The sequence below is a fragment of the Arcticibacter eurypsychrophilus genome, assembly GCF_001730525.1.
In the GTDB taxonomy this organism is placed as follows: domain Bacteria; phylum Bacteroidota; class Bacteroidia; order Sphingobacteriales; family Sphingobacteriaceae; genus Arcticibacter; species Arcticibacter eurypsychrophilus.
In genome coordinates this window covers 1-24,823 of record NZ_MDFN01000004.1, presented here as the reverse complement: position 1 = coordinate 24,823, position 24,823 = coordinate 1, and the positions used below count along the sequence as shown (strand labels likewise).

Below are 24,823 nucleotides of genomic sequence, written 5' to 3'. Positions count from 1 at the left end.
ATCTAGTAATACTTCTTTTCAAACATACCTGTATTCACTGCCAACTAATGTCAGTACTTGTTTTTTTATTTCTTCGCTTAAAAATTTCTTAAATATTTCCGGTCCAATTACTTGCACCTGACCAGATAAACCCAATACAAATCTTCCAATACCGTGAAAATTTGCTATCGGAACGAATAGCCGATACCCCTTATCTTCTTGTTTTATGAATTGTTCAGCGAGTGGAAATTCTTCTTTCAGAAGATTATAGGCTTTTAGGGTAAGCAAAACTTCCACATTTACCAACGGTTGACTATCAGACATTCTAAAAACATCAGTAAAAGGAATTTTGTGCATTTCAGCAAATTGCCAGATATTTTCCAATATATGAACTTCTTGGATCCTTGAAATCCTAAATTGCTTGCAAGTGTTACTCTCCAAATCAAAACACCAAACAGCTGTATAATCCGCTAAGAACCCGAATGGCTCTACTTGACGGTCAGAAATATTTTCACTGTTTGAGGAGCGGTAGTTATGAAGGCAAACTTTTTTTTTACTAGTAATTGCTTCAAACAGTATATGTACCTGTTCATGAATGTTAACGTCTTTTAATTTGGTTAGTGCCCTAAAATCATAAAGAGTATTCAGTTTACGAGCTAAACAATCTTTAAGAGGCGAAGCACCTTGCAACTGCGCCATAGTCTTAAAAAGCAAAAAAGCCTCTTCATTTGAGAAGTGGAGTAACTGCTGCAACGTTTTCACTGCAGGTGTATCTGTTTTTAAACAATAGCTATCTTCTTTACGCTCAAGTATAAATCCAGCAGATTCAATAGTATCTAAGTATCGGTATATTGTTCTTTCAGAAATTCCAGACCGTTCTGCTAGTTCAATTCTGGTATAAAGTCGTTTGCCTATTAGCAACATCAGTAAGCGAAGAAGTCGCTCCATTTTCCCTTGATCCATGTATTAAGTGATATTGGTTCATTTATAAAGAAACCTCCACACATCCAAAACCGAGTGAACTCATTCCTCCGCATCCACAATCCATCGCTAACTGAATTACTCTTTTTGATCCCTTCATCTCCATCTCAAATCCTAAAAACCCTCTTACTTTAGTTTCAGCATACTTACCTGCCTTAATGGTGACCAGCCTTGATTTAATGTTATCCAAACCACCAATAAATACTTCAAAAACCTCTTCTTCAGCAGCTTCCGTACCATAGGCAACTGCTATCTTCTCTTTCAGATTATATATAAGCAATGGAATAAAATCTTCGTCCTCCGGAGAAAGGTAATCGTCGTTACCCCTGCTGTTCTTTCTGCACATTACTATCGGTGAAAGTAATTTCAACCTTACCGTAGGGATTACTTCGGAGGCATCATCAAATAGAAATTTAGGTAATACTTCAATTTGAGTAATAGTAAAATCTGACTGGGCTGTATGGTCACCTATTGAGATATGCTGGTCTGTAAACACTCCCTTTATCAGGTTCTCTGCAAATTCAGGCATATGACATGTCAGAATTAAACCCATTTCATTACTCTCTAACTTTAACGCTTTTTTAGAAACAGAAAACTTTCCTTGTAAGTTGGAAAAAGTAAACAGTTTAAAATGTCTGGAGTGTTGATTCTGTGCATAGCCTTTTTCATGAAGAAACTCAGCGTATCCTTCATTAGCCTGTGCTAATTTCTTATAAATCAGTGCGGATATCGCATACTGATAATTAAATGGAATATATGATAAAGTCCTTACTGGGCTTAAATTTAAATAAAAGCGCATAATTGAGAAGTGGCCTCTAATGTACGTTTACATTTTGTATATAAATGTATAAAATCGTATAAATTAATTTACCATCTAATTATATAGATCTATCCAAGAATGAAGTTCTAATTATCAGTCTTGTTTAGATATAGTAAACTCAGAACGTGCCCCCGATGTAATAGCACCATTTGTATTGTTTGGATCATCATTGAACAAGGTATATTTACCACTCAATTTTAGTTTATACTTATTAATTATATCAAACTCAACATATGCTAACTTACTGGTTATGACTAATTTTTGGGGTAATACATAAAAGTCTGGATTGCTTTTAACGATTTTAGCATAAGAGGCCACAATAAAATCATTCTCTTCAACCAATTTATTTAAAATCGGGGTTTCTTTCAAATCAGAAATGATTAATTTATTTCTAAAATCATTAGTAAGAGCACTCCTGTCCTTATAATCTTTGAGCGCATCTACTATGCTTAAATTTTTCAATAATGCAATGAAGGTAATTTCTTTAGATGACTGAGAATGAACATTACAATTTGTCGTAAAAATAATTACAAACGAAAGCAGCAACCCTGATAATAAGGAATTTTTCATAGTTTTATTTAAGTTAATGTTGATAAGTGATGATCAGTATTGGTTTAATTTTGGTGTCTACATTTAATGGAATATATGATAAAGTCTTTACTGGGCAGCCTGGATTTCATCTAACAGAATATTTATCTAAAATAGATTAATTTCTTTAGATTCAATTTTATTAAATGTTATTTTATTTATTTCTCCTCCAAGCTTTCCAGGCATTCGTACACCACAATGCCCAAACCACTAACACCGGCTGAAACAACAACCTGATCCCACGCGACAAATCAGTATCTAACCCAAACGCATCTGTATGCGTAATAAACTGAGAGATATTTCCCGGAAAAACAAGTACAAAAAATAAGGCAACGACCCAACCAACCAGCACTCGCTGCTTCGATAAAAAGATCAAACTTAAACCCAACAAAACTTCTACAATTCCTGACAATACAACCACCAAATCACCGGACAGTGGCAACCACTTTGGAACCTGTGCTAAAAATTCTACCCTCGACCAGGTAAGGTGACCGGTACCTGCAAAAGCTAAAAATGCGCCAAGTACTACTCGTGCGATCGTTTGTACTATACTTGTTTTTTTGTAATCGTTCATATCGTGTTTTGTATTTGTAGCAATTATTTCCCCAACAAAAAGTCAATGCCTTATAATGGTGTAAAGGTAATTCCGTTATACTCTTTCTTTGTGTAAAGTACAATCCGTATATATTCAAATATAAAAATTCCAGAATGATAGGGATAAGATTCCGAGATAAGTCCGACTTTAGGTACTTTAAGTCGGACTTATACTAGATGCATACTGCATTTATTTTGCAATCAATAGTAGCCAAATCACTTCTTGGCTTTACTCTTTACATACTTTTCTGGCTGCTTTGAGAAAGAGGCCTTACACGATTTTCCACAAAAGCCATAAACCTTATCTTGATACGAAACCGTCAACGTACTCCCCTTTTTAACAGGCATTCCACAAATCGGATCTTTTGAATCCGCTTTAAGCGTATCCAATAAAGAAGTATTCACAACAACCCTGCCTTTTAAAAAGGGATGATTTCCATGAGAAGCCTTCACCTGAAGAGAAGTACCAGCCAACCCACAAATCATCAGAAATAGTAAACTATAATTTTTCATGTTATATATTTAAATAGGTTAAAAATAATCCTGTTAAAATAGAGCCGTCATCCGGAATAAGAAATTACGCCCCGGTCTTGCAATCTTCATTATATCCAGATGCTGCACATATTCACGGTCTAATAAATTATCCACCCCAGCATTTGCTCTCAAAACTGGAGAACCTTTGAACTTAAACTCCTTACTTACACTTAAATTCAAAATCGTGGATGAAGGTGTAGATGTTTCCCCATAAATAGCTGTGTTGACATTGTTTTGTGCGGCATAGCTGATCGATTCTGCCTGCAAAGAAACCTGTTTAAAGTTATAAAGAATAGCATTTACCGTCTTTAGTGGTGCAATCATTGGTAAGCCGTTCCCTTGGTTATCGGAGCCCCTGGCATACGTATTCAAACTGGTTAGAATTAGATTGTCTAAAGGCGACCATTTCAGCGCTAACTCTGCGCCAACTAATTTAGCTGATGGAAGACTGACATAATGTTTTACTCCGTTTGCTCCGATGGTCATTACACTATACCCTTGCAATAAACTGCCTGTGATGTAGTTTTTAAAGAAATAACCGAACCCACTAACCTCTGCAACAAATCGAGCGCTATGAAAACGGGTACTTAAATTGACGTTTGTAGAAGTTTCTTGCTTTAAATCAGGATTCCCGATATAATCGTATCCATCCAACCGATTATAGATATAAAAGCTGTACCCTTCCTGAAGCGTGGATGATCGTGCTGCACGGGCTACTTCTGCAGAGAATTTCCAGGCGTGACTCAAAGTATAGCCCAATTCAAGATTCAGATTAGTGATAAAACGATTGCGACTTAGATCACCGACAAACATTCCCGATAGTTGTTCCTTACCTACCTCGCTGAAAATATAATCGTGCGCATAGTCAAATCTACCGCCAATCTGCAGATTAAACTGGTCATTTAAACTGATGTCGTCCGAAAGATTCAGCCCAATATCGGTCCGCGCCAAGTCCGGCAACGTATACATAAACATCGCTGCTCCATCATCGGGATACATGGTCATCTCTGCACTCAACTGATTATTGAACCCATCTAGTCTTGCTTTGATATGATGCTTTAAAGTTGGCTGGTACGTCAAAGCGGAATAAGCACCCATTGTCCTTGATGTTCCTGGCATATCCATGTGCATAGGCACCGTCTCCTTTGGCCGCTTGGTATCATCCATGGCATGGTTGATGTAATTGTAATAGGCCTTAGTTTCCCAGTAGATGTTTTTTTCGGGATGAAAATAAACGTAGGATAGCGCTCCTATTTTTGCTTTTGCGAACGAAACATCCATTGTCAAAGCGGGATAACCGATATCAAACCCCTCATCCTGAATGTAATCAGTTTTTAAATAAGTATGCTCGGAGGTTTTAAATAGGGCGGAAACATTTCCATTCCACTTCCTGTATTGCGAAAAGGAGATCTCTTCGACATTGCCTGCCGTGTAATTACCACTGCGACGAAAGATTCCATTAGCCTGAATAGCGAAATTCGGGGCACTGTATTCAATTCCAGCCAAACTTTGATAGGCCTGCCCATTACTTTCGAAACCTAAACCGGCACTTCCTGAAACTTTCTTTTCTGAAGTAAAGGACGGGCTTTTCAGTTTGAAGTTTATCCCTCCTCCTATTGAGGAACCATATGAAGCACCTCCTGGATTGACGCTAAAAGACAGACTTTCCAGATTATTTGGCTCTACATAGGAACTGATCGGATCCATCCGATCGGTACAGGCACCAAAAATTCGCATCCCATCAATGGTCATCGTAATTTGCCCATTGTTCAAACTTCGGATAGTAGGCTCCATGGCAAAGTTTCCCCGCCGAATCATGTTTATTCCGGGGGTGGACTCGAGTATTTTGTCTGTTAATACCTGCAAATTGCTCCGTTGTTGGTCTTGATAGGATTGGCTGATCCCCTTTTCCGGCTGAATAGTCACTTCCTTTAACAATAAAGTGCGGTCTATCTTTAAACCAGGTAAGCTATCAGTTTGTTGCGCCGATGCTGTATAAATAGCAAGGGCACAACAATAACTTAAAATTTGCTTTTTGTACATGAGGATACTCTCTAGAACAAAAGATCCAATGCAGCATCTTCAACGATAACAGTGTTGTTTCGAAGCAATTTCAAATGTAAACGCCAGTCACCTGACATGGTGAAATTAACTTTCCCTTTGTAATGCCCATTGCTACTGCTTACCGGGTTTACATTGTTGGGTGAGCCATGTCCCATTGATGGCATTTCAGGGGTCACTTCTATAGTCAGACCTGCATCCGGAGGGAAGGTTAGCATGTCTTGTTTTACATTTACCAGGATTTCCAGATCGTTCATCCCTATTTTAGGGGTTGATGGCTGTACCAGTGATACGCTATAACTTTTGCCGTCGGTTCCTAAAAATGTTCCGGTATGTTTCGTGTTCGTAACCGTAGCGTTAACGGATACATTAAATACAAGGCTTTCATTATTGACCTTGACGGTCAGGCCCCAGCTGCCCATCATGCCTGATGGCATAGAAAAAACGACTGCTCCTTCGTAAAGTTGATCGGAAGTGTTATAAACGGGTTGTTCGACCGGACTGGAATGTTTCATGGTCGTCATGTCCATTAACGGGCTGTAGGTAACCGTTGCATTGGTTACGGATGATCCATCCGCCTTTTTAACCTGGACGTATACTTTGTTGTAGGCTACCAAATAACTGGTTTGATCGGACCATAGTGAAACGGTAAGGCCACTTGTTGTGGTACTTTCGGCAATCTTTGTTTTTTCGGGATCAGGTGTAGTTTCTGTGTCTTTAGAACAAGCAGCAAAAAAGGTGATTCCTACTATTAAGAGGAATATATTTATAATTTTTTTCATTTTTTAAAATGCTTAGCAACAGATGCTTCATTCCATTTTGAAGGAATTGACATCAAATAAAGAAATTGATACACTGATTTCTAATGGGTATTAATGCCAATAGCAACATTCAAAATAAAGAATGTCAATCAGTTGATTTGTCTTGAATAAGAATTGGAGTTTTCTTAACAGGATGGTGGATGATATACAATTTCGTTAAAAGCAGTAGGTTCCCCTATGGACTGGGGATATAGAAGTTGTAGAAGGCTGTAGGATTGAACTACCTGATGAATCGGGCTAAAGGCCTTTTGATTCATCAGGAGTATTTCTGTATCGGAAGCTGTTTTGGTATTACTTTTATCTTTTTTACTCTCTTCCTGTTTAATCTTTTTTGCTAACGCACACTTACCGTTACAATGTAATATCGGCAATTTCTTGTTGATACAAAGTTTTTCGTAAGCAGCAGTATTGGTATAATAGGTTGCAAGCAGCAGACTTCTGCTGACCGTATGTGCCATGATGGACATGACTAAAACCATTATTAAACCTATTTTAAACAATGTTTTACCCTATTTCAGGACAAATGTAGCCAATTAAATTTTATTTAGCTTCAAATCCCTCCAATATTTAAACATCCCAAATGAGGCCGCTCCTTCATAGGTGAAGGTTTTATCGGCGTTTACTTTTACAAAATAGGCAGCTGTCCAATTATATACAGAAACCTTTGGAAAGCTAGCAATGCCACTATCATTGAATTCATTAATCGGATGATGGGTAGAAATCAACGTGATCTTATTGTCTACTGGAGTTTCACTGATAATATGCTGAAGTCCCTGGAACAATGTTTCACCAGTCTTGAGATATTCAGGATGATTGATCCGTTTATCTATACTGATAGATGGGCCCGAATTGATTAATTGGGCAGTAGTCAACGCCCGGCAGAATTCACTGCTGATCACGCGGGTGATAGGCATTTTTAAATCTTTAAACACAACTCCAAGCTCAGTGGCTCTGACTTTTCCCTGCGGATTGAGCTGTCTGGCCAAAGCAGTATCACATGATTTCCACCAGTTTGCTGGTATTACTGGGTCCTGATGACCTAAGCTGTAATCCATTCCTAGACTAGCATCTGCATGCCGAAGAACAATGAAATAAGTTTGACCTGATTCGGCCAGTTTGCGAAGTGTTGCCCAACCTTTAATATATTGCCCGTCTGGGTTATCTGATGTAGCACCACGAAACTTTTCGAAGGGATTTACATGTTCATTATCAGTAGAGCCTAAAACGTGTAATTTTTCCGTTTTGCCTGTCCTGGTCCAGCTTACATTTACAATAACAATTTCGCCGGAGGTAACCCGGCTAATTAAACCTGATTTGGAAATAGTAATACTGGGATCGGAGGAAGAGTAAGTGGCTGCTTCACTTGCTGTGATCTGAAAGTCGTGCTTATTTACAAAAAGCAGATCATCATGTAGTGCAGAGGACGTTATTATTGGGTCAGCAATAATTTTTTCATCCTTTTTACAGGCTCCACAAATAATAGACGTAGTTAATAAAGTAAAAAGAAAGCGTTTCATATGAAAGGTCATGTGTTTATATAATTACGATCTTTGCGTATAATAGTTTAACAGAATATATAGTTTGTACTTTATATGTATAAAATTGTGCAGTTCGCTTAAATTATTTTCTTGAGGCTAATTTTTTAGCTGCCGCTTCATCCACCAGCCAATGCACTTCTCCATCGAGGGGTTGAATCAGCTGAGCCGGATATTTCTCGATATTGCGATCCCCTTCCAGCACTTCATGCAGTGCATTTGCCTTATTTGATCCGTAAAGCATAAAGACAATAGTGCGTGCCTTGTTAATCAGAGGGGCAGTAAGTGTGATCCGATACATTTCCTGTTCAGCCAGATAATAAGCAGCAACTCCTTTTTTCTTCTCCTGCAGTACAGCTGTCCCTGGAAATAAAGAGGCTGTATGACCATCTTCTCCCATGCCTAAAAGGATCAGATCAAATTGGCCTGACGTAACATGAAGATCCAGGAGTTCTTCATATTTAATGGCGTACAGCTGAGGTGACTCTCCCGCTTCCCACATCGGGTAAATATGATCATGTGGAATAGGAACATGATTGAGTAGGGTGTCGAATGCCATACGGGCATTGCTTTTTTCATCATCCAAAGGAACCCAGCGTTCATCTCCCCAATATATAAATACTTTATCCCATTCAACTTCTTCCTGGTATGGACTGTCGCCTAGCAGGGTATATAATAATGCAGGGGAATTACCGCCGGTTAAAGCAACAGTAAAAGATCCTCTTTTTGTAATTGCATCTTTTGCGCAAGCGGTAAACAGATCCGCAGCCGCTTTACTTAAATCTTGTTGGTTTTTATAAATCCCAATCATTTATTTTACTTTGAATGTAAATTAACCGCCCAAACGTGCCCTTCTTTGGCAATCAGGGCTTCGGCGCTTTCGGGTCCCCAGGTTCCTGCGGCATAGTTAGCAAAATCAAGCGATTCCCTGTTTTCCCATACTTCCTGAATAGGCTTGATTACATCCCATGCTTCCTCTACTTGATCGGAACGCATAAATAAGGTGGCATCGCCCAACATGGCATCCAGGAGCAGGGTTTCATATGCTTCGGGAGTTTGTGTGGAGCATTTATCATAATCAAAGACCATTTCTGCAGGATTCAGGCTCATTTCCAGACCTGCTTTTTTTGCCATGAACCGCAGGCGGATATCCATATGTGGTTGGATGTCAATTGTCAGCCTGTTGTTCATGAAACTGTCCGATTGATTGTTTGAAAACGTAGAATGTGGCACCGGACGAAAATGAATAGTAATGGAGGAAGTTTTCTCCTGCATCCGCTTACCAGTACGGAGATAGAACGGTACGCTTTGCCATCTCCAGTTATCTAGAAAGAATTTAATCGCTACATAGGTTTCCGTATTGGAGCGGGGATTAACTTCAGGTTCATTCCGGTAGGCGGGTACTTTCTTTCCTTCTAACCATCCATCTGCATATTGTCCCCTTACCGCATATTGATGAACTTCTTCCGGTTTTATACGGCGGATAGCACGCAATACGTCAACTTTTCGGTTTCGTATTTCTTCGGCCTCAAAAGATATAGGTGGTTCCATCGCAATCATGCAAAGCACCTGAAGGAGGTGATTCTGAATCATATCACGCAGTGCGCCCGAACCTTCATAATAGTCGCCCCGCTCCTCTACACCTACCTGTTCAGCTACAGTAAGCTGCACATAATCAATATAATTACGATTCCAGATAGGTTCAAAAAGCGCATTGGCAAAGCGAAAAGCAAGGATGTTTTGCACCGTTTCTTTACCCAAATAATGGTCAATGCGATAGATTTGCTTTTCCTGGAAAGTTAGGGTAAGCAGGTTATTTAGTTCTATGGCGGTTTCTTTATTGTGCCCGAATGGTTTTTCAACAACAATGCGGTCTGTTTCCGGATTGGGAGCTAAATTAGCCTTACTGATATTAATCGTTACCGCCTCAATAAACTGGGGAGATACAGAAAGATAAAATATGCGGTTCGCTCGTGTTCCCCAGGTTATATCCTGATCATCCAGCTTTTTTGCAAGATCCTTATAAGATTCTGCTTTACTTATTTCAGATATAAAATAGGAAACAGCTGGTTTAAAAGAGTCCCATTTTGAGCTCTCCGGTTTGGTTCTGGAAAACTCAACGAGCCCCTCATGCAAGCGTTCCCTATATTGCTCATCATCTAATGGTGTTCTACCTAAACCAATAATGGCGAATTTATCAGGCATCCAATCTTCAAGGAACAAATTATAGAATGCGGGTATTAACTTTCTTTTCGCCAGGTCACCTGTGCCTCCGAAAATTATAATGATCGTGGCATCTGCCTTTTTATTCGATTTCATGGTAAATGTATTTGATGAAGGTTACTGTTGATCCCAATGCGTATGAAATGTACCTTCCTGATCAATCCGCTCATAAAGATGCGCCCCAAAATAGTCGCGCTGTGCTTGTACCAGGTTTGTTGGCAAAGTTGCACTCCTATAAGCATCAAAATAGGCAAGAGAGGACATAAAAGCGGCAACAGGAACACCTTTATCTACGGCCAGCTTAATGGTCGAACGTATAGCCTGCTGTTTGGACATGAGGGTACCGGCAATCTGCTCATCCAGCATCAGATTGAGGAGTTCCCTGTTTTTGTTAAAGGCTTTTCTGAAATCTTCTAAGCACAATGCACGGATGATACATCCACCTCTCCAGATTCGGGCAATGTTTTCCGGATTCAGCCCATAATGATATTCATTCGATGCTTTATGCAATTGAGCCATCCCCTGTGCATATATGGTGATCATAGCAAAATGATAGGCATCTTTGATCTGACTAATCAGTTCCAGTTTCGTATCAGAGATTCCATCTTTTGGATTGTTCCAGTGTAGTACAGTAGATGCTTTAACCCGCTCATCTTTGTAAGTGGACAAATCGCGCATGGTAACTGCTGCATCAATCACCGGAATAGGTGACTGGAGATCCATAGCATTTTGAGAGGTCCATTTACCGGTTCCTTTAGCCATGGCACGGTCGGAAATGAGGTTTACTAACCTGATTCCCGTAATGTCATCAAATTTATTCAGTACCTCTCCTGTAATTTCCAAAAGATAGGACTGGAGTTCTCCCTGATTCCACTCTTCAAACGTTTTTTGAAGATCCACATCACTGTAACCCAATCCTCTTTTCAACAGATCGTACGCTTCAGAAATAAGCTGCATAATGCCATACTCAATTCCATTATGTACCATTTTGACATAGTGACCAGCGGAACCCATCCCCATGTAGGTCACACAGGGTTCATTATTTACCTTGGCAGAGATGGCTTCAAAGATTGGACGGAGACGTTCGTACGCTTCTTTATCGCCTCCGGGCATCATACTTGGACCCATGCGGGCTCCTTTTTCTCCACCGGATATGCCCATCCCAAAGAAGTGGATTCCCTCTTCATTGAGTTCCGTAACACGACGGTTGGTATCCATAAAATGAGAGTTTCCTCCATCAATAACAATATCATCTTTTTCCAGAAATGGAAGCAAGTTCTGTATCACTGTATCAACGGGTTTTCCTGCCGGAACCAAAAGCATCAAAGCACGTGGCTTTTTTAAAGACTCTATAAATTCCTTAGCCGAGGTAGTTCCTTTAACCTGCTGCCCGCTTTTGGCGTCTTTTTCAAGAAAATCTACTTTTTCCTGATCAATATCAAGTCCTGAAACAGCAAAATTATTGTCTGCCATATTTAATAGCAGGTTCCGGCCCATCACACCGAGACCTACCATTCCAAAATCATATATTTCCATGTCGTATGTACAATCGTCTTTATTTAGATTCTAACTTTTCTTCCCGTTTTTCATTTAACGCGCTCATTAAACTATCAAATGGCTTGATGAATTTTTGAATCCCCTCTTCTTCTAACTGTTTAGTTACAGCATCCAGATCTATACCTACTTCTTTTAATTGTTGATGTGAAATCTCTGCTTCTTCTATTCCTTCTTCCAAGCGGTTTGCAGGGTTACCGTGTTTGCGATATGAATTTAAAGTTTCCTTGGGAACCGTATTGACCGTTTCGGGACCAATCAATGCTTCAATGTACATCAATTCATTGTATGTCGGGTTTTTAGTACTGGTACTGGCCCAAAGTAAGCGTTGCGGTTTTGCACCTTTTTCTTTCAGCGCTATGAAACGATCGGAGGAGAATTTTTCCTTGAAGATCTTGTAAGCTAACCGTGCACTGGTGATGGCAATTTTGCCTAACAATCCCTTTGCTAAAGTGGAATGGTCACTCTTTTGATCTACGATTTCTTGCAACATAGGATCGATCAGTGTATCGATCCGGCTTAAGAAAAAGCTGGCGACAGAAGCTACGTTTTCTATTGATTCACCTTTTTCAACACGTTTTTCTAATCCTGTGATATAGGCATCGGCTACTTTACTATAACGATCCAATCCGAACAATAAAGTGACGTTGATGTTAATCCCATCACTGATTAACTGCTCGATAGCAGGTAAGCCTTCATTTGTTCCAGGAACTTTAATCATCACATTTTTACGATCGAGGGTCACCCATGAAGAACGGGCTTCTGTGATCGTGCCTTCGGTCACTAGCGCTAGTCCGGGAGATACTTCCAAACTCACATAACCATCCAGCGCATTTGTTTTTTCATACACGCCTTTAAATAAATCCGCAGCGCTTTGAACATCTTCAATGGCTAAATTTAAAAAAATCTCTTCTGCAGACTTACCTGCTTTAGCTAATTTTTTAATGGTGTCAGCATAGTCGTCACTATTTGATATGGCTTCTTCAAAAATAGCAGGGTTTGAAGTAAGTCCCCTTAATTCATCTTCATCAATCAGTTTTTTAAGCTCACCGGAAGCTATAAATTTTCTGCGTATGTAATCCAGCCAGATACTTTGGCCAAATGTTGGAATTTTTGCTAATGGATTTTTCATAATATTGTTTGATTTTTTTCTAATGCAATTACTTTATTTAAACGACGTTCAAATCGTTCTCCGCCATCATAATTAGCCTGAACAAAGGTTTGAACAAGTTCCCATATTAAAGCCAGGCCAATTACCCTTCCGCCAAGACAGATCAGGTTCATATCATCATGCTCCACTCCCTGATGAGCAGAATAGCTTTCCGTGATTAGGGCTGCCCGTACGCCAGCGATTTTATTGGCGGCCACGGAAACACCCACGCCACTACCACATACTGCAATACCACGGTCTACTTCCTTTTTTGCTATTGCGCGTCCTAAAGGAACGATAATATCCGGATAATCGTCTGCGGCATCGTAAGCATGAGCTCCATAATCAGTAACATCGTAACCAGCATCAGTAAGGAGATCGATTAATTGTTGTTTTTGTTCAAAGCCGGCATGGTCGGCTGCTATACCAATTTTCATAATAGGATTAGGATTTTACAAGTGCCTTTGCCTTATTGTATACGTTTTCTACGGTAAAGCCGAAGTAGATAAGTACCTCTTCTCCTACTCCTGATTCGCCAAAACGATCAATACCGATTACATCGCCTTCTGCGGTTACATATTTCCACCAGGCTTGTGTGATTCCTGCTTCAACAGCTAAACGGGCATGGATGCTTGGTGGAAAAACACTTTCCTTATAGGCTTGATCCTGCTTTTCGAATAACTCAAACGAAGGCATACTTACCACCCGGGCTTCAATACCGTCTTGTTTCAGTTTTTCCTGTGCAGCTAAAATGAGCTGTACTTCGGATCCGGTAGCAATTAGGATGACATCGGGAGTACCGGTTGCGTCATTCAGAATATATGCACCTTTAGCTACGTTACTGGCTGGAGCATATTTACCCTGATCCAAGTTAGGGAGTTTCTGTCGGGAAAGGATGAGCGCAACAGGTTCTTTAGTTCTTTGGATCGCAATGCGCCATGCTTCAACGGTTTCATTGGCATCGGCCGGACGGATTACTGTTAATCCTGGAATGGCACGTAAGGCCGTAACTTGTTCCACGGGCTGATGTGTTGGTCCATCTTCTCCGAGGCCTACGCTATCGTGTGTGAAGATATAGGTAACGGGTGCTTGAGTTAAGGCAGCCAGACGAATAGCTCCCCGCATGTAGTCGCTAAAGGTTAAGAAAGTACCTCCGTATACACGTACACCACTGTGAGAGGCCATTCCATTTAGGATAGATCCCATAGCATGTTCCCTTACACCAAACCAGATATTACTGTTTCCGTAATGACCGGGTTGAAAGCTGATATCACTTTGTGTGGGGGTTTCATTTGAACTGGCTAGATCGGAAGATCCACCTATAATCCATGGAATTGCATTTTTCAAGGCTTGAAGCGCTTTGCCTGATGCCTGCCGGGTGGCTAGTGACTCTCCTGCTTTGAAGGTTGGTAAGTTGGCATCCCAATTTTCGGGCAACTTTCCGCTGAAGCTTAAATTGAATAATTTTGCTTCTTCGGGATAAGCCTGACTGTAGGCTTCAAATTTAGCTTCCCATAAGATTTCAAGTGCAGCGCCTTTTTTACCAGCCTCTAAAAGAGGTCCTTTTACTTCTTCAGGTACATAAAAGGTTTTCTCAGGATCCCATCCAAAGAACTCTTTTGTTTTTTTAACATTCTCTTCCCCTAAGGCATTTCCATGTACTTTATTGGTGCCTTCCTGGGGACTTCCATAGCCTATAATAGTTTTAACTGCTATAAGTGATGGCTTGTTTGTTTCGGCTTGTGCTTCTAATATGGCCTTTTCTATGGCTTCTAAATCATTACCATCTTCTACTGTAAGCGTTTGCCATCCGTAAGCATTGAAACGGGCTACTACATCTTCGGTAAAAGATAAGCTGGTTGGACCATCTAATGAGATCAGGTTGTCATCATAAAGATAAATGAGCTTGCCCAATTGCAGATGTCCGGCAAGTGAAGCAGCTTCAGAAGCCACTCCTTCCATTAGGTCACCATCGCTCACAATTCCATAGGTATAATGATTTATAATTTCGTGACCTTCACGATTATAGGTTGCTGCAAGGTATTCTTCGGCAATAGCTACTCCTACTCCATTACCGAACCCTTGCCCTAAGGGCCCTGTGGTAACTTCGATACCGGGAGTTAACATAGATTCCGGATGTCCAGGGGTTTTGGAGCCCAATTGCCTGAAGCGTTTAAGTTCTTCCATTGGCAAATCATATCCGCAAAGATGGATCAGGCTGTACAATAATGCTGAACCGTGTCCAGCTGATAATATGAAACGGTCATGGTTTGGCCAATGTGTGTCTTCAGGATTAAATTTCAGAAAACGATTCCAAAGTACGTAAGCCATTGGTGCTGCTCCTAAAGGTAAGCCCGGGTGACCGGAGTTGGCTTTTTGTACCATATCAATGGATAGAAATCGAATGGTATTCACACTTAGTTCGTCAAGTGCAGTGAACGGTTTTTCAGTCATGACAATTAATTCTTCTAATATTTAAAGTACAAGTTAGCTATGTTAAAGTTTGAAAAGGGGCATAATATGACCTATTTTGTATTACAAATGTTCTCAAGTCTCAATATAATTGGAATTCAGAAGACCTTCGGACACTCTTAACTCTCCAAAGTCAAAATCAATCAGCCCATTTCGTTCTTCTTCAATATTTGTTTCCTTGGTGTATACATCTCCGGAAATGGCATTTTGATCATAATAATTACTGGTATTTGGACGATTCCATAGGTGCTAAGAACCAAATATGCTCTTAGTTTTTTTGATTGTTTTTTCCAGATCTACTCCTTTTCCAAGTACGCCTTCGAAAAGATCGCCTTCTACCTTTAAACGCTCTATTGCATTATGAATAGTGAAATCTTTTATGGCTAGTCCCGGTTTTACTTCTTCCCAATGTAGCGGCATGGATACGGTTGCCCCTACCTTGGGCCTGAGGGAATAAGGTCCGGCAATAGTTGCACCTGGACGGTTTTGAAGAAAGTCGAGATACATCTTTCCCTTTCTATTAGCGATCATCCGTTCCAAACTGGTATAGTACGGTATTTGATCATGTACAATGCCAACGATAATGCGGGCAAACATCTGAGACTGGTCATAGGTGTATTTTCCGCCCAGCGGAATATAAATATGCATTCCCGTAGATCCTGATGTTTTGCAAAAGGAGGGGACATCTACAGCATTTAATATTTCTTTTACATGTTGAGCCGCTTCAATCACCTGATCAAACGTATTTTTATCGGGATCCAGATCAATTACGCAATAATCAGGGTTGTCAGGTGATTGGATTCTGCTGAACCAGGGGTTCATCTCAATACAGCCTAAGGATGCCATCCAAAGCAAGCTTGCTTCATCCGTACCGACCAGATACTGTTTTTTTTCCTCCTCACTGGTAGTATATGGAAAGGTTTTAGCCCATTCGGGTGCCTTATCTGTCACGTCTTTCTGGTAAAAGCTGGAACCATGGATCCCACCGGGAAAGCGGTTGAGTGACATGGGCCTGTCCTTCAGATAAGGCAGAATATAGTCGGCAACCTGGTAATAGTAGTTGAACATATCCCTTTTGGTGATTCCATCTTCGGGCCAGTAGATTTTACTTAGGTTGGTAAATTTGAGATCGTGACCACAAATCTTGCGTACCTGGGTTTCATCTTTGGGATTTAATAATGTTTTCCGTTCCTTTTCTTTGGGGGGACTAACCACATCGGAATGTTCAGTTTCTTTGGGTTTCTGTTGATTTTCTTCCGGTTCTTCTAATGCCTTAAGAACTTCCACAGCAGGCAATACCGTTTCACGAATCATCTCTTTGGCCTTTTTATCGATACGCATACCCTGAAAGGAAGGGTGTCGGAATACCCCATCTTCGGTTACTTCCGTAAAAGCAACTTCGCAAACGAGTTTCGGTTTGAGCCAGGTGGCCAGAGCTTTAGGGGGATTGGGACGAAAGCGAGAGGGTTTGTTTACATCAGGAATGGCATTGAAAGGGCTTTCATCAATAATCAAAGGTTTAAACTGCGCAATCATTTCTTTTTGCAATTTATCCGAAAATCCGGTACCCACCTTTCCCACGTAGTGTAATTCGCCGTTGTCATAGACGCCTAACAACAAAGAACTGAATTGCTTGGAAGTGTCTTTGTTCCTGGTGTAACCAGCAATAATCACTTCTTGTCTTTTATGAACCTTGACTTTCAACCATTCTTTTGAACGAAGATCGGGCGAGTAGGTGCTACTGCTTTTTTTAGCTATGATTCCTTCCAGTCCAATTCTTTCTGCGGCTTTAAAAAAATCTATTCCACTTGATTTGAATACTTTACTGATTCGAAGGTGGGCATCATCTAATGTAAGAACTTCTTTTAGTAGTGTTTGCCTCTGATGAAGAGGTAGATCCATCAGGTTTTTCCCATCGTACCACAGGAGGTCAAATACATAATAGACCAGTTCACCATCCGCCTCACTCCGCCAGTTTTGTAAGTCACTGAAATTGGAAATACCTTTTTCATCCAATACTAGGATTTCCCCGTCCAACAGGGCATTGATTTTTAACTTTTTTAGGAGGTGATATATCGAGTAGAACTTGTCATTGAAGGATTTGTTGTTGCGGGAATAGAGTTCAACTTCGCCATTATTGACGGATGCTAAGGCACGGTAACCATCCCACTTGACTTCAAATTGCCAATCCTCATCATCAAAGGGTTCATCCACCAAAGTGGCTAGCATGGGTTTGACACCTTCAGGAATCTTTGATTTTGGTGCTGCTGTCTCCTTACCACTATGCCATATCTTATCACTGGTTTTTTCTACATTTTCGATTGTTTTTCCAGAAATGACTGATTTATCCTGTTTAGTGATATCCTGAGAGGAGGCAAAATCATCCTTGTGTTTGATAAGCAGCCAGCCATTTTCACCCATCCCGTGGGTTTTGACCAATGCATATTCACCCTTTAGCTTTTCGCCATGCAGTTTAATTTTCAGGGATCCGGACTGTAACTGCTTAAGCAGATGTTTTTCCTGAGCTTTCTTACCTTTAATCTCTTCGATGGGCTCGTAAGTTCCCTGATCCCATACAATCACTGTACCTCCTCCATATTCTCCCTTAGGTATAATGCCTTCAAAAGATCGGTAATCATAAGGATGATCTTCTACCATCATGGCTAGACGTTTAGTTTTGGGATCTGTTGAAGGTCCCTTAGGTACAGCCCAACTTTTTAAAACACCTTCCATCTCCAGTCGAAAATCATAATGCAAACGTGAAGCATCATGCTTTTGAATTACAAAGATTAGCTGGTCTTTGTCTTTACTTTTTCCAGACTTGGGTTCTGCTGTTTTAGTAAAATTCCGCTTTTTTACATATTTCTCCAGGCTCATCGTACAATCTGTTTTTTATCCAGGAATACTATTTTATGATAAAGAAATAATAGATTAAATGTTTGATCAGAGATTCGTTAAAATTTTAATGGCAGAAAGATTTGCTTTCTTATGTTCTTGAACCATTTATTCATAATGTATAATCAAAAACGCAGTTAATACGCTAATTTCTTACATCATATCTTTAATTTCAAACTCAGCTTTCAAGTGAATTTTTTCAGATGAACTTCCTATCATCACCATGAACTTGCCAGGTTCAACAGTCCAGTTCATATTTTTGTCGAGAAGCGCTAAATCATCAGGATGAAGGACAAAATGAATGGTCTTTTTCTCCCCCGCAGCTAATGGTACGCGTTCAAATCCCCGAAGAACGTATTCATAAGTCGTTACACTACTGACTTCGTCTTTCAGATAAAGCTGGACCACTTCGTCACCTTGACGGCTTCCTGTATTTTGAACATCAACAGCTATATGAATATCACCTTGCTTGTTCAAGCTTAATGGAGATACGATCAGATTGGTATATTCAAACGTCGTATAGCTTAATCCGTAACCAAAGGGAAAAAGCGCCCCATTTACACTTGTATTGCCATAACCATTTGGCCCAACAGAAGATTGATTCGCATGAGATCCGGGTTTAAAGGGGAAGTTCAATTCGATCTGTCCGGTTGTCTTTGGGAAAGTCATGGTTAACTTTCCTCCAGGATTATAATCACCAAAGAGAGTTTCAGCAATAATATGTCCGGATTGAGGTCCAGGAAACCAAGCTTCAAGTATAGCAGGGAGATATCTGTTTTCCCAATTAATGGTTAAAGGCTGTCCGTTAATCATGACCATCACGACTGGTTTTCCTGTCGCATGTAAAGCCTGAAGCAGCATTAACTGCCTTCCGGGTAGGTTCAATCCTGTTCTAGACTTGCTTTCCCCAACCCTTTTTTCATCTTCACCCACTACAGCGATAACCAGATCGACGTTTTTAGCTTGTTTCACTGCTTCATCAATAGCAGCCTGCTCCTCGCTGGTAAGCGGAGTGGCAATGATTTCACTTTCAGGCCAGGTGGCATCTACAATTTCGCAACCTTTGGTGTAGTTTACCTGGGTAGCACTTCCAACATAGGCTTTAATTCCATCCAGCACAGTTGTTACGGGGTGGTTTGATGGACCGTAACGACTGATAGCATAATTATTTTCAGCAGCCAAGGGACCTGTAACCAGGATTTTTTTAAATTTTGTTTTATCGAGAGGTAACAGGTTTCCTTCATTTTTAAGCAATACCATGGATTCCAGATTCAACTGACGGGAAATTGCTTCACTCTCTTTGGTATGTACAATTTTATCAGCCGCTATGGGATCTTTTACATAAGGTTCATCAAACAAACCGAGCATAAATTTCACCCTTAAAACGTCAGCAACCCGTTGATCCAATGTTTTCATAGAAACCTTACCTTCATTAACGAGCTCCCTTAAGGGCAAAATGTAATTTTCGGGTGGTGTAAAGTTTGTACGGACATTTAAACCAGCTTCTACTACTTGCCTGACCGCATCTTTATAATCAGGAGCCACATGATGTTTGGTAAATACAAATTCTACAGCTTCACTATCTGATACGATGTATCCCTTGAATCCAAATTGATGGCGCAAGAGTTCAGTTAAGAAATAATAGCTGGCTGTAATGGGAACACCATCCCAATCATTATAGCTGCTCATTACACCCAGCGGAGCGGCTTCTTGCACCACACGACGGAAAGGATATAAATAAATCTGGTACATTTCCCGGGGTGCGACATGAGGATCCGTACGGGCATCTCCATCTCTTCCTCCTTTTGGAACACTATAAACCGCGTAATGCTTTAAGGTAGAAGCTACTCCTTGGTCTTGAATCCCCAGTACCATTTGTTTCCCCATTTCGGCGATATGAAATGGATCTTCACCATAACATTCGACTATACGTCCCCATCGCTGATCCCTGGCTACATCCAGAATAGGCGCATACACATTGGTATATCCCAAAGCCTTGGCTTCTCTTCCCACTATTGCTCCGGCCCGATGAACTAACCTTGTATTCCAGGTACTGCCAATATTTATGGGTGATGGAAAAGGCGTAGCGCGATCATGACATAAGCCATGTATGGCTTCATTGGTAAAATCTACAGGAATTCCTAAACGGGTTTGTTCTATAAACCATCGCTGCACCTTATTAATACCAATAGCATGATTACTAAATGGATAAGAATACTTCGTATTGGCTTTTGGCGTATTTGAAAGTCCATTTAACTCTTCATCAATATTCGCAATTCCATCTTTCCAGATTTCATTCTTCCAGCTTGTAAGAGGCATTTCGTCTTTGAGGACACGACCAAAACCATACAGTGTAGCGGTTTGACAGGTCTTCTCATTGAGGTTCATTTGTGATAATAAATCTACAACCCTTGTTTCAATGGGTTGAGAGGGATCTTCAAAAATATCCTTCTTCTGATTCTTATTAAAGTCTATCCATCCCTTTTTATATATTCCTGCTTTTTGGGAAAACACTTGTGGGGAGACACACAGTAAAAAAGCGATTAGGATCGTTGATCTATTCATGGTGAAATTAATCCTTTTATATTGGTTAAAAAGGTAATTTGATTTTTACGAACCGCTTGCTGATACTCTTCAATGAAACGGGTATGAATAAATGTAATGAAATAATTGGAAAAGTATGAACGGGGCTATTTATTAAACCAATTTGACTCCTTTAACACGCTAGATCTATTTCTCGAAAATATCTTTTGAGGCGTGTATTCCTTTGCTTCTTTATCGGTTAACTGATGAGACCAAAGTGCTCTGTTGACCGTGGAACTACCTGGACCTTTGTTTTGGTATTCCGCATAAAAACTACTCTTTTCCGCCTCTGGTTTAGACCAGTTATGCCAGCCCTCTGGGACGATGTGTTTGCCCAGATCGCATTTAATAAAAACAGTTTTCGCATAATCTCGCCAAGGTCTTCCCAAATATACCTTTGTAGCTGACGTATCTGCAGTAAGCTTGCAGTTTATGAATACAAATCCGTAAGAAATTCCTTCGGGTGTGTTAGCGGCCGTGATATAAGAATTTTTTTTGCTATGGATGGTGCAGTTTTTAAGCAATACAGTTGCGGGACCGAATATAAAGTCAGTTGTTCCTTCAATATAGCAATCCACAAAGTACTGGCGACTATTTTCTCCTCCCAGGTATAAAGTATCCTGGTTTCCCAGGAAGCGACAGTTTTTAAATACAGCGCGATCAGATTCAAGATGTAATGCTACCCCCTGTCCTACAGGTCCTGCTGAATTGATGAAGGTAATATTCTCCGCCTTGAAGTCATTTCCTCTAATTCGGGCAGTATAAGACGTAAAGGTATTGGTATTGCCGTGTCCGGAATAATCATCAAAGGTGATAATCGTTTTATCTACTGATTCACCGATGAAGGTTACATCCGTATTTGAAGTAGGGAGTTCTATTTTCTCATTGTAAATGCCATTTTTTATATACAAAGTAATCAGCTTAAGCGGAAACACCCGCATGGCATTAATAGCATCCTGGATAGTGGTATATTCCCCTGATCCGTCTTTAGCAACCACAAACTTATATTTGTATTGCTGCTGTTGCTTTTCCTGTTGTGCCCAAGAATTGAGAACACTGAGTATCATGATACATGTAAATAGGGCGATTTTTTTCATTATTGTTTTATTTTTTAAACACTTTGTCTAGGAAACCGGTGATGTAGTTTACAGTTGGATCAAACCAGGGATCAAAAAGACAGAAAGAATGCGGAGCACCCTCAAATTTATGCACTTCTGAATAGATTCTCTTTTCATCTAGGACCTTCCGGAAGTCATCCCTACCGGCATGCATTCTATCTACAGAGCTGTTTAAAAAAAGAATAGGAGCTTTGTTGTTTGCGACGTGAGTTAAAGGAGAACCCTCAGTCCATAAGGTTGGGTTGTCTTTTTTAGGGTAACCAAACCAATAGGTCGCTGCAGAAGTAGAACGGCTGTCATCACCTTCACCTGATTCGGGGTGAACAAAAGAAAGCGTCCCATCGATATCTACGATAGCTTGTACCGCACTGGAGTACTTTGCATGACAATCCTTTTTTTCAAATTTAGGCAGATTGCTGGTGGTCCCAACAAAAGCAGCAAGCTCTCCCCCGGCAGAGAAGCCAAGTATGGCAATTTTGGATGGATCCAGGTTAAACTTCTTTGCGTTGGCACGCATCCAGCGCAATGCAGCTTTAAGATCATAAATAGCTGCTGGAAAAAGAGCGTCTGTAGACAAACGGTATTCTACCGTGAAACTGGCGTAACCTGCAGCGGCCAGATGTTGTGCTAGCGGAATATGTTGTGTACGGTTACCGGAGCGCCATCCTCCTCCATGAATAATTAAAATAGCCGGAGTTTTTACCTTGAACTTTGAGGAAGGAATGAAAGCATCAATTTTAAGCTGACGATTACCTGTTTTACAATATACCAGATTCCTTGATTCCTTTACGGATGGAAAAGATTTTTCTGTGACTATACGTATATTAGGAAATTGCTTAGCTGTATTTTTAAAAGCGGAATAAGTGGTATATGAGGTATCGAGCTTTCCTGTAAGGCCGGTTTTAGATTGTGCGGAGGTATTGAAAACTGATCCCGCTATAAAGAATACGAATATGTATCTGATCATAATTAATCATTCTATTATAATTAAGTCATGAATAGTATACTATTAGTGACTTGGTTATATTGACATTGTAACCTACTTCGTTACGGATTCTGTTTTAAATTAGGATTTTTATTAAGTTCCTGTAAAGGTATAGGAAATATGCTCCTGTTATCACCATTTGGAGAATGAGATAACCATGATTTTTTTGTAAACACGCCAAATCGAATCATATCCTGTCTTCGGTGTGCTTCAGCAGCAAATTCCCAGCCTAGTTCATCCAGAAAACGACCATAAAGAATATCGGTCACGCTCTCTGTGGTTTTAGTAAAATGGTTCTTCAATCCATAGTTATAAACTGTATTTCCTTGTAATTGGGTACCGGTTACAGTGGCTAGCGTTGGGTTACTGGTAAAACTGCGTTCGTAATCATGGTATGATTTTAATCTTTTAAAGCTGATTCCTGTATACACAAACCCGCGTATAGATGTAGAGGAGATGCTTATAGGTGATAAACTGATTAATTTGGTTTACAAAAAATTATTATTCTAAAATTCAGCAGCATATCAACGGTCAGTATTGATCCTGCTAATTCAAACATAAATTTAAGCAACCTTTATTGCTATTTATCTAAAAACGTGAAATAATAAACAGACCTATCTTTTCCAATTCATCACCTGAGCGGGAGGACGCTGATGCAGCAGTTCATTGTTCATATACTTCATGTATGGTTTAACATGGCGGAAAAATAATTTATATCCTTCACATAAATAGTTCAACCCATCTTCGTTTGTAGTGCTTACAAGAAAACGATTTTTGGGACATTCCCCTTTACAATAGTTGTAAACATCACATTCCTTACATTGTCTTGGTAAGGAATCATACTTATTCAAGCCAAATAGCTGCTGTTCATCAGAGAGAAGCACCCTCTTCAACGAAGTACTGTGAATATTTCCCAACTTATATTCCGGATATACATAATGATCACAAGCGTATAGATCTCCATTATGCTCTATCGCAAGTGCATTCCCGCAGCGTTCACTAAAAACACATATTCCTGGAGCAACCCCTGCTTCATTTGCTAAGGTAGCATCAAAGATCTGTACAAAATATTGACCTACATCCCTTTTTACCCATTCATTAAAAATAGCGACAAGAAACTTTCCAAACTTTAATGGAGAAACAGACCATGGAGCCAAGGTTGTATTGCCAGCATAATCCGGGGAGAGCAGCACTACTCCTTCTGGTAAAACGCCTTCAGCTACCTGCTCCACAATAGGAATAAACTGCATATATTGACTTCCAATCTGCTTTAAAAACCGATACACTTCCAGTGGATACTCCGAATTTATATTATTAATGACCGTGAGCGTATTGAACTCAACCTGATGTTTTTTTAACAATGCTATAGCTTCCATTACCTTTGAAAAGGTCCCGTGCCCTCCTTTGTCAAGTCGATACTTATCGTGTAATACCTTTGGACCATCAATCGATATCCCAATCAGAAAATTATGTTCTTTAAAAAACAGGCACCATTCATCATTTAAAAGGGCGCCATTGGTTTGAAATGAATTATGAATACGTTTGCCACTCCCGTACTTTTGTTGAAATTGTAAGGCTTTTTTGTAATAATCCAAGCCAAGTAATGAGGGCTCCCCTCCTTGCCACACAAACGTAACTTCAGGTCCTGGTTGTTCATGTATATATTTACGGGTGAAAACTTCAAGTGTCTGTTCCGTCATTTTAAAACTTGAAATACCTGGATATATTTTTTCTTTCTCCAGGTAATAACAATAGGTACAATTAAGATTACAAATCGGACCGGTAGGATTGGCCAGAATATTAAATCCGGTTAGCTCTGGAAAACTCATACATTTAGATTTACGAATGAAGAAGGCTAATATATGTTGTTTTGATACTCTATCTCATAAGTATTCTTTATTTATTACTGTTGTCCGGTAAAAGAAAAAAG

Annotated in this window: 21 protein-coding genes; all 21 read right to left on the bottom strand. The window is 40.0% G+C overall.

The features are described 5' to 3' along the window. Positions 1-18 precede the first annotated feature (18 nt). Positions 19-942 (bottom strand): helix-turn-helix transcriptional regulator, encoded by a 924-nt coding sequence (locus BFL47_RS03290; protein ID WP_069658380.1) that lies wholly within the window; start codon positions 940-942, stop codon positions 19-21. Positions 943-964: 22 nt separating this feature from the next. After that, a complete protein-coding gene (gene cas6 / locus BFL47_RS03285) occupies positions 965-1,759 on the bottom strand; it encodes a CRISPR-associated endoribonuclease Cas6 (RefSeq protein WP_069658379.1) in 795 nt (264 codons plus the stop codon). 114 nt (positions 1,760-1,873) lie between these two features. Next, positions 1,874-2,350 carry a hypothetical protein gene (locus tag BFL47_RS03280; protein ID WP_069658378.1) on the bottom strand — a complete coding sequence of 159 codons (477 nt, stop codon included), beginning with the start codon at positions 2,348-2,350 and terminating at the stop codon, positions 1,874-1,876. 172 nt (positions 2,351-2,522) lie between these two features. Next, a complete protein-coding gene (locus BFL47_RS03275; protein WP_069658377.1) occupies positions 2,523-2,942 on the bottom strand; it encodes a DoxX family protein in 420 nt (139 codons plus the stop codon). Positions 2,943-3,178: 236 nt separating this feature from the next. Next, complete coding sequence (locus tag BFL47_RS03270; protein ID WP_069658376.1) at positions 3,179-3,475, bottom strand: YHS domain-containing protein; 297 nt, start codon at positions 3,473-3,475, stop codon at positions 3,179-3,181. A 33-nt stretch (positions 3,476-3,508) separates the two neighbouring features. Then, the gene (locus BFL47_RS03265) at positions 3,509-5,539 is read right to left on the bottom strand and encodes a TonB-dependent receptor (RefSeq protein WP_069658375.1); all 2,031 of its coding nucleotides are present in this window, start codon (positions 5,537-5,539) and stop codon (positions 3,509-3,511) included. 11 nt (positions 5,540-5,550) lie between these two features. Continuing rightward, on the bottom strand, positions 5,551-6,339 hold the full coding sequence (locus tag BFL47_RS03260; RefSeq protein ID WP_069658374.1) for a FixH family protein: 789 nt from the start codon (positions 6,337-6,339) through the stop codon (positions 5,551-5,553). A 164-nt stretch (positions 6,340-6,503) separates the two neighbouring features. Next, positions 6,504-6,857: a hypothetical protein gene (locus tag BFL47_RS03255; RefSeq protein WP_170827258.1), complete on the bottom strand. Its 354-nt coding sequence runs from the start codon at positions 6,855-6,857 to the stop codon at positions 6,504-6,506. A gap of 54 nt (positions 6,858-6,911) precedes the next feature. Beyond that, the gene (locus BFL47_RS03250; protein WP_170827257.1) at positions 6,912-7,895 is read right to left on the bottom strand and encodes a histidine phosphatase family protein; all 984 of its coding nucleotides are present in this window, start codon (positions 7,893-7,895) and stop codon (positions 6,912-6,914) included. A 103-nt stretch (positions 7,896-7,998) separates the two neighbouring features. Then, complete coding sequence (gene pgl, locus BFL47_RS03245) at positions 7,999-8,724, bottom strand: 6-phosphogluconolactonase (protein ID WP_069658371.1); 726 nt, start codon at positions 8,722-8,724, stop codon at positions 7,999-8,001. A gap of 5 nt (positions 8,725-8,729) precedes the next feature. Continuing rightward, positions 8,730-10,232 carry a glucose-6-phosphate dehydrogenase gene (zwf, locus tag BFL47_RS03240; RefSeq protein ID WP_069658370.1) on the bottom strand — a complete coding sequence of 501 codons (1,503 nt, stop codon included), beginning with the start codon at positions 10,230-10,232 and terminating at the stop codon, positions 8,730-8,732. A gap of 21 nt (positions 10,233-10,253) precedes the next feature. After that, on the bottom strand, positions 10,254-11,672 hold the full coding sequence (gene gndA, locus BFL47_RS03235) for an NADP-dependent phosphogluconate dehydrogenase (RefSeq protein WP_069658369.1): 1,419 nt from the start codon (positions 11,670-11,672) through the stop codon (positions 10,254-10,256). A 19-nt stretch (positions 11,673-11,691) separates the two neighbouring features. Beyond that, on the bottom strand, positions 11,692-12,822 hold the full coding sequence (tal, locus tag BFL47_RS03230) for a transaldolase (protein WP_069658368.1): 1,131 nt from the start codon (positions 12,820-12,822) through the stop codon (positions 11,692-11,694). Next, on the bottom strand, positions 12,819-13,277 hold the full coding sequence (locus BFL47_RS03225) for an RpiB/LacA/LacB family sugar-phosphate isomerase (protein ID WP_069658367.1): 459 nt from the start codon (positions 13,275-13,277) through the stop codon (positions 12,819-12,821). The genes tal and BFL47_RS03225 overlap by 4 nt, the downstream gene beginning before the upstream one ends. Before the next feature lie 7 nt (positions 13,278-13,284). Continuing rightward, a complete protein-coding gene (gene tkt, locus BFL47_RS03220) occupies positions 13,285-15,294 on the bottom strand; it encodes a transketolase (RefSeq protein ID WP_069658366.1) in 2,010 nt (669 codons plus the stop codon). 267 nt (positions 15,295-15,561) lie between these two features. Then, positions 15,562-18,189: a DNA ligase D gene (ligD, locus tag BFL47_RS03215; protein WP_069658365.1), complete on the bottom strand. Its 2,628-nt coding sequence runs from the start codon at positions 18,187-18,189 to the stop codon at positions 15,562-15,564. Positions 18,190-18,360: 171 nt separating this feature from the next. Beyond that, positions 18,361-20,772, bottom strand: coding sequence for a glycoside hydrolase family 3 N-terminal domain-containing protein (locus BFL47_RS03210; protein WP_069658364.1), 2,412 nt, complete (start codon positions 20,770-20,772; stop codon positions 18,361-18,363). Positions 20,773-20,897: 125 nt separating this feature from the next. Then, positions 20,898-21,887 (bottom strand): pectinesterase family protein, encoded by a 990-nt coding sequence (locus tag BFL47_RS03205; protein WP_083256974.1) that lies wholly within the window; start codon positions 21,885-21,887, stop codon positions 20,898-20,900. A gap of 7 nt (positions 21,888-21,894) precedes the next feature. Then, positions 21,895-22,875 (bottom strand): alpha/beta hydrolase, encoded by a 981-nt coding sequence (locus tag BFL47_RS03200; protein ID WP_069658362.1) that lies wholly within the window; start codon positions 22,873-22,875, stop codon positions 21,895-21,897. A gap of 80 nt (positions 22,876-22,955) precedes the next feature. Beyond that, entirely contained in the window at positions 22,956-23,324 is a 369-nt protein-coding gene (locus BFL47_RS03195; protein WP_069658361.1) for a RagB/SusD family nutrient uptake outer membrane protein, read from the bottom strand. Positions 23,325-23,507: 183 nt separating this feature from the next. Further along, entirely contained in the window at positions 23,508-24,722 is a 1,215-nt protein-coding gene (locus BFL47_RS03190) for an anaerobic sulfatase-maturation protein (protein ID WP_069658360.1), read from the bottom strand. Positions 24,723-24,823 lie beyond the last annotated feature (101 nt).

What these genes read in the sequence shown, in the direction of transcription:
- BFL47_RS03290 (WP_069658380.1), bottom strand. Translation starts at nt 942, where the DNA reads ATGGATCAAGGGAAAATGGAGCGACTTCTTCGCTTACTGATGTTGCTA.
- cas6 (WP_069658379.1), bottom strand. Translation starts at nt 1,759, where the DNA reads ATGCGCTTTTATTTAAATTTAAGCCCAGTAAGGACTTTATCATATATT.
- BFL47_RS03280 (WP_069658378.1), bottom strand. Translation starts at nt 2,350, where the DNA reads ATGAAAAATTCCTTATTATCAGGGTTGCTGCTTTCGTTTGTAATTATT.
- BFL47_RS03275 (WP_069658377.1), bottom strand. Translation starts at nt 2,942, where the DNA reads ATGAACGATTACAAAAAAACAAGTATAGTACAAACGATCGCACGAGTA.
- BFL47_RS03270 (WP_069658376.1), bottom strand. Translation starts at nt 3,475, where the DNA reads ATGAAAAATTATAGTTTACTATTTCTGATGATTTGTGGGTTGGCTGGT.
- BFL47_RS03265 (WP_069658375.1), bottom strand. Translation starts at nt 5,539, where the DNA reads ATGTACAAAAAGCAAATTTTAAGTTATTGTTGTGCCCTTGCTATTTAT.
- BFL47_RS03260 (WP_069658374.1), bottom strand. Translation starts at nt 6,339, where the DNA reads ATGAAAAAAATTATAAATATATTCCTCTTAATAGTAGGAATCACCTTT.
- BFL47_RS03255 (WP_170827258.1), bottom strand. Translation starts at nt 6,857, where the DNA reads ATGGTTTTAGTCATGTCCATCATGGCACATACGGTCAGCAGAAGTCTG.
- BFL47_RS03250 (WP_170827257.1), bottom strand. Translation starts at nt 7,895, where the DNA reads ATGAAACGCTTTCTTTTTACTTTATTAACTACGTCTATTATTTGTGGA.
- pgl (WP_069658371.1), bottom strand. Translation starts at nt 8,724, where the DNA reads ATGATTGGGATTTATAAAAACCAACAAGATTTAAGTAAAGCGGCTGCG.
- zwf (WP_069658370.1), bottom strand. Translation starts at nt 10,232, where the DNA reads ATGAAATCGAATAAAAAGGCAGATGCCACGATCATTATAATTTTCGGA.
- gndA (WP_069658369.1), bottom strand. Translation starts at nt 11,672, where the DNA reads ATGGAAATATATGATTTTGGAATGGTAGGTCTCGGTGTGATGGGCCGG.
- tal (WP_069658368.1), bottom strand. Translation starts at nt 12,822, where the DNA reads ATGAAAAATCCATTAGCAAAAATTCCAACATTTGGCCAAAGTATCTGG.
- BFL47_RS03225 (WP_069658367.1), bottom strand. Translation starts at nt 13,277, where the DNA reads ATGAAAATTGGTATAGCAGCCGACCATGCCGGCTTTGAACAAAAACAA.
- tkt (WP_069658366.1), bottom strand. Translation starts at nt 15,294, where the DNA reads ATGACTGAAAAACCGTTCACTGCACTTGACGAACTAAGTGTGAATACC.
- ligD (WP_069658365.1), bottom strand. Translation starts at nt 18,189, where the DNA reads ATGAGCCTGGAGAAATATGTAAAAAAGCGGAATTTTACTAAAACAGCA.
- BFL47_RS03210 (WP_069658364.1), bottom strand. Translation starts at nt 20,772, where the DNA reads ATGAATAGATCAACGATCCTAATCGCTTTTTTACTGTGTGTCTCCCCA.
- BFL47_RS03205 (WP_083256974.1), bottom strand. Translation starts at nt 21,887, where the DNA reads ATGAAAAAAATCGCCCTATTTACATGTATCATGATACTCAGTGTTCTC.
- BFL47_RS03200 (WP_069658362.1), bottom strand. Translation starts at nt 22,875, where the DNA reads ATGATCAGATACATATTCGTATTCTTTATAGCGGGATCAGTTTTCAAT.
- BFL47_RS03190 (WP_069658360.1), bottom strand. Translation starts at nt 24,722, where the DNA reads ATGAGTTTTCCAGAGCTAACCGGATTTAATATTCTGGCCAATCCTACC.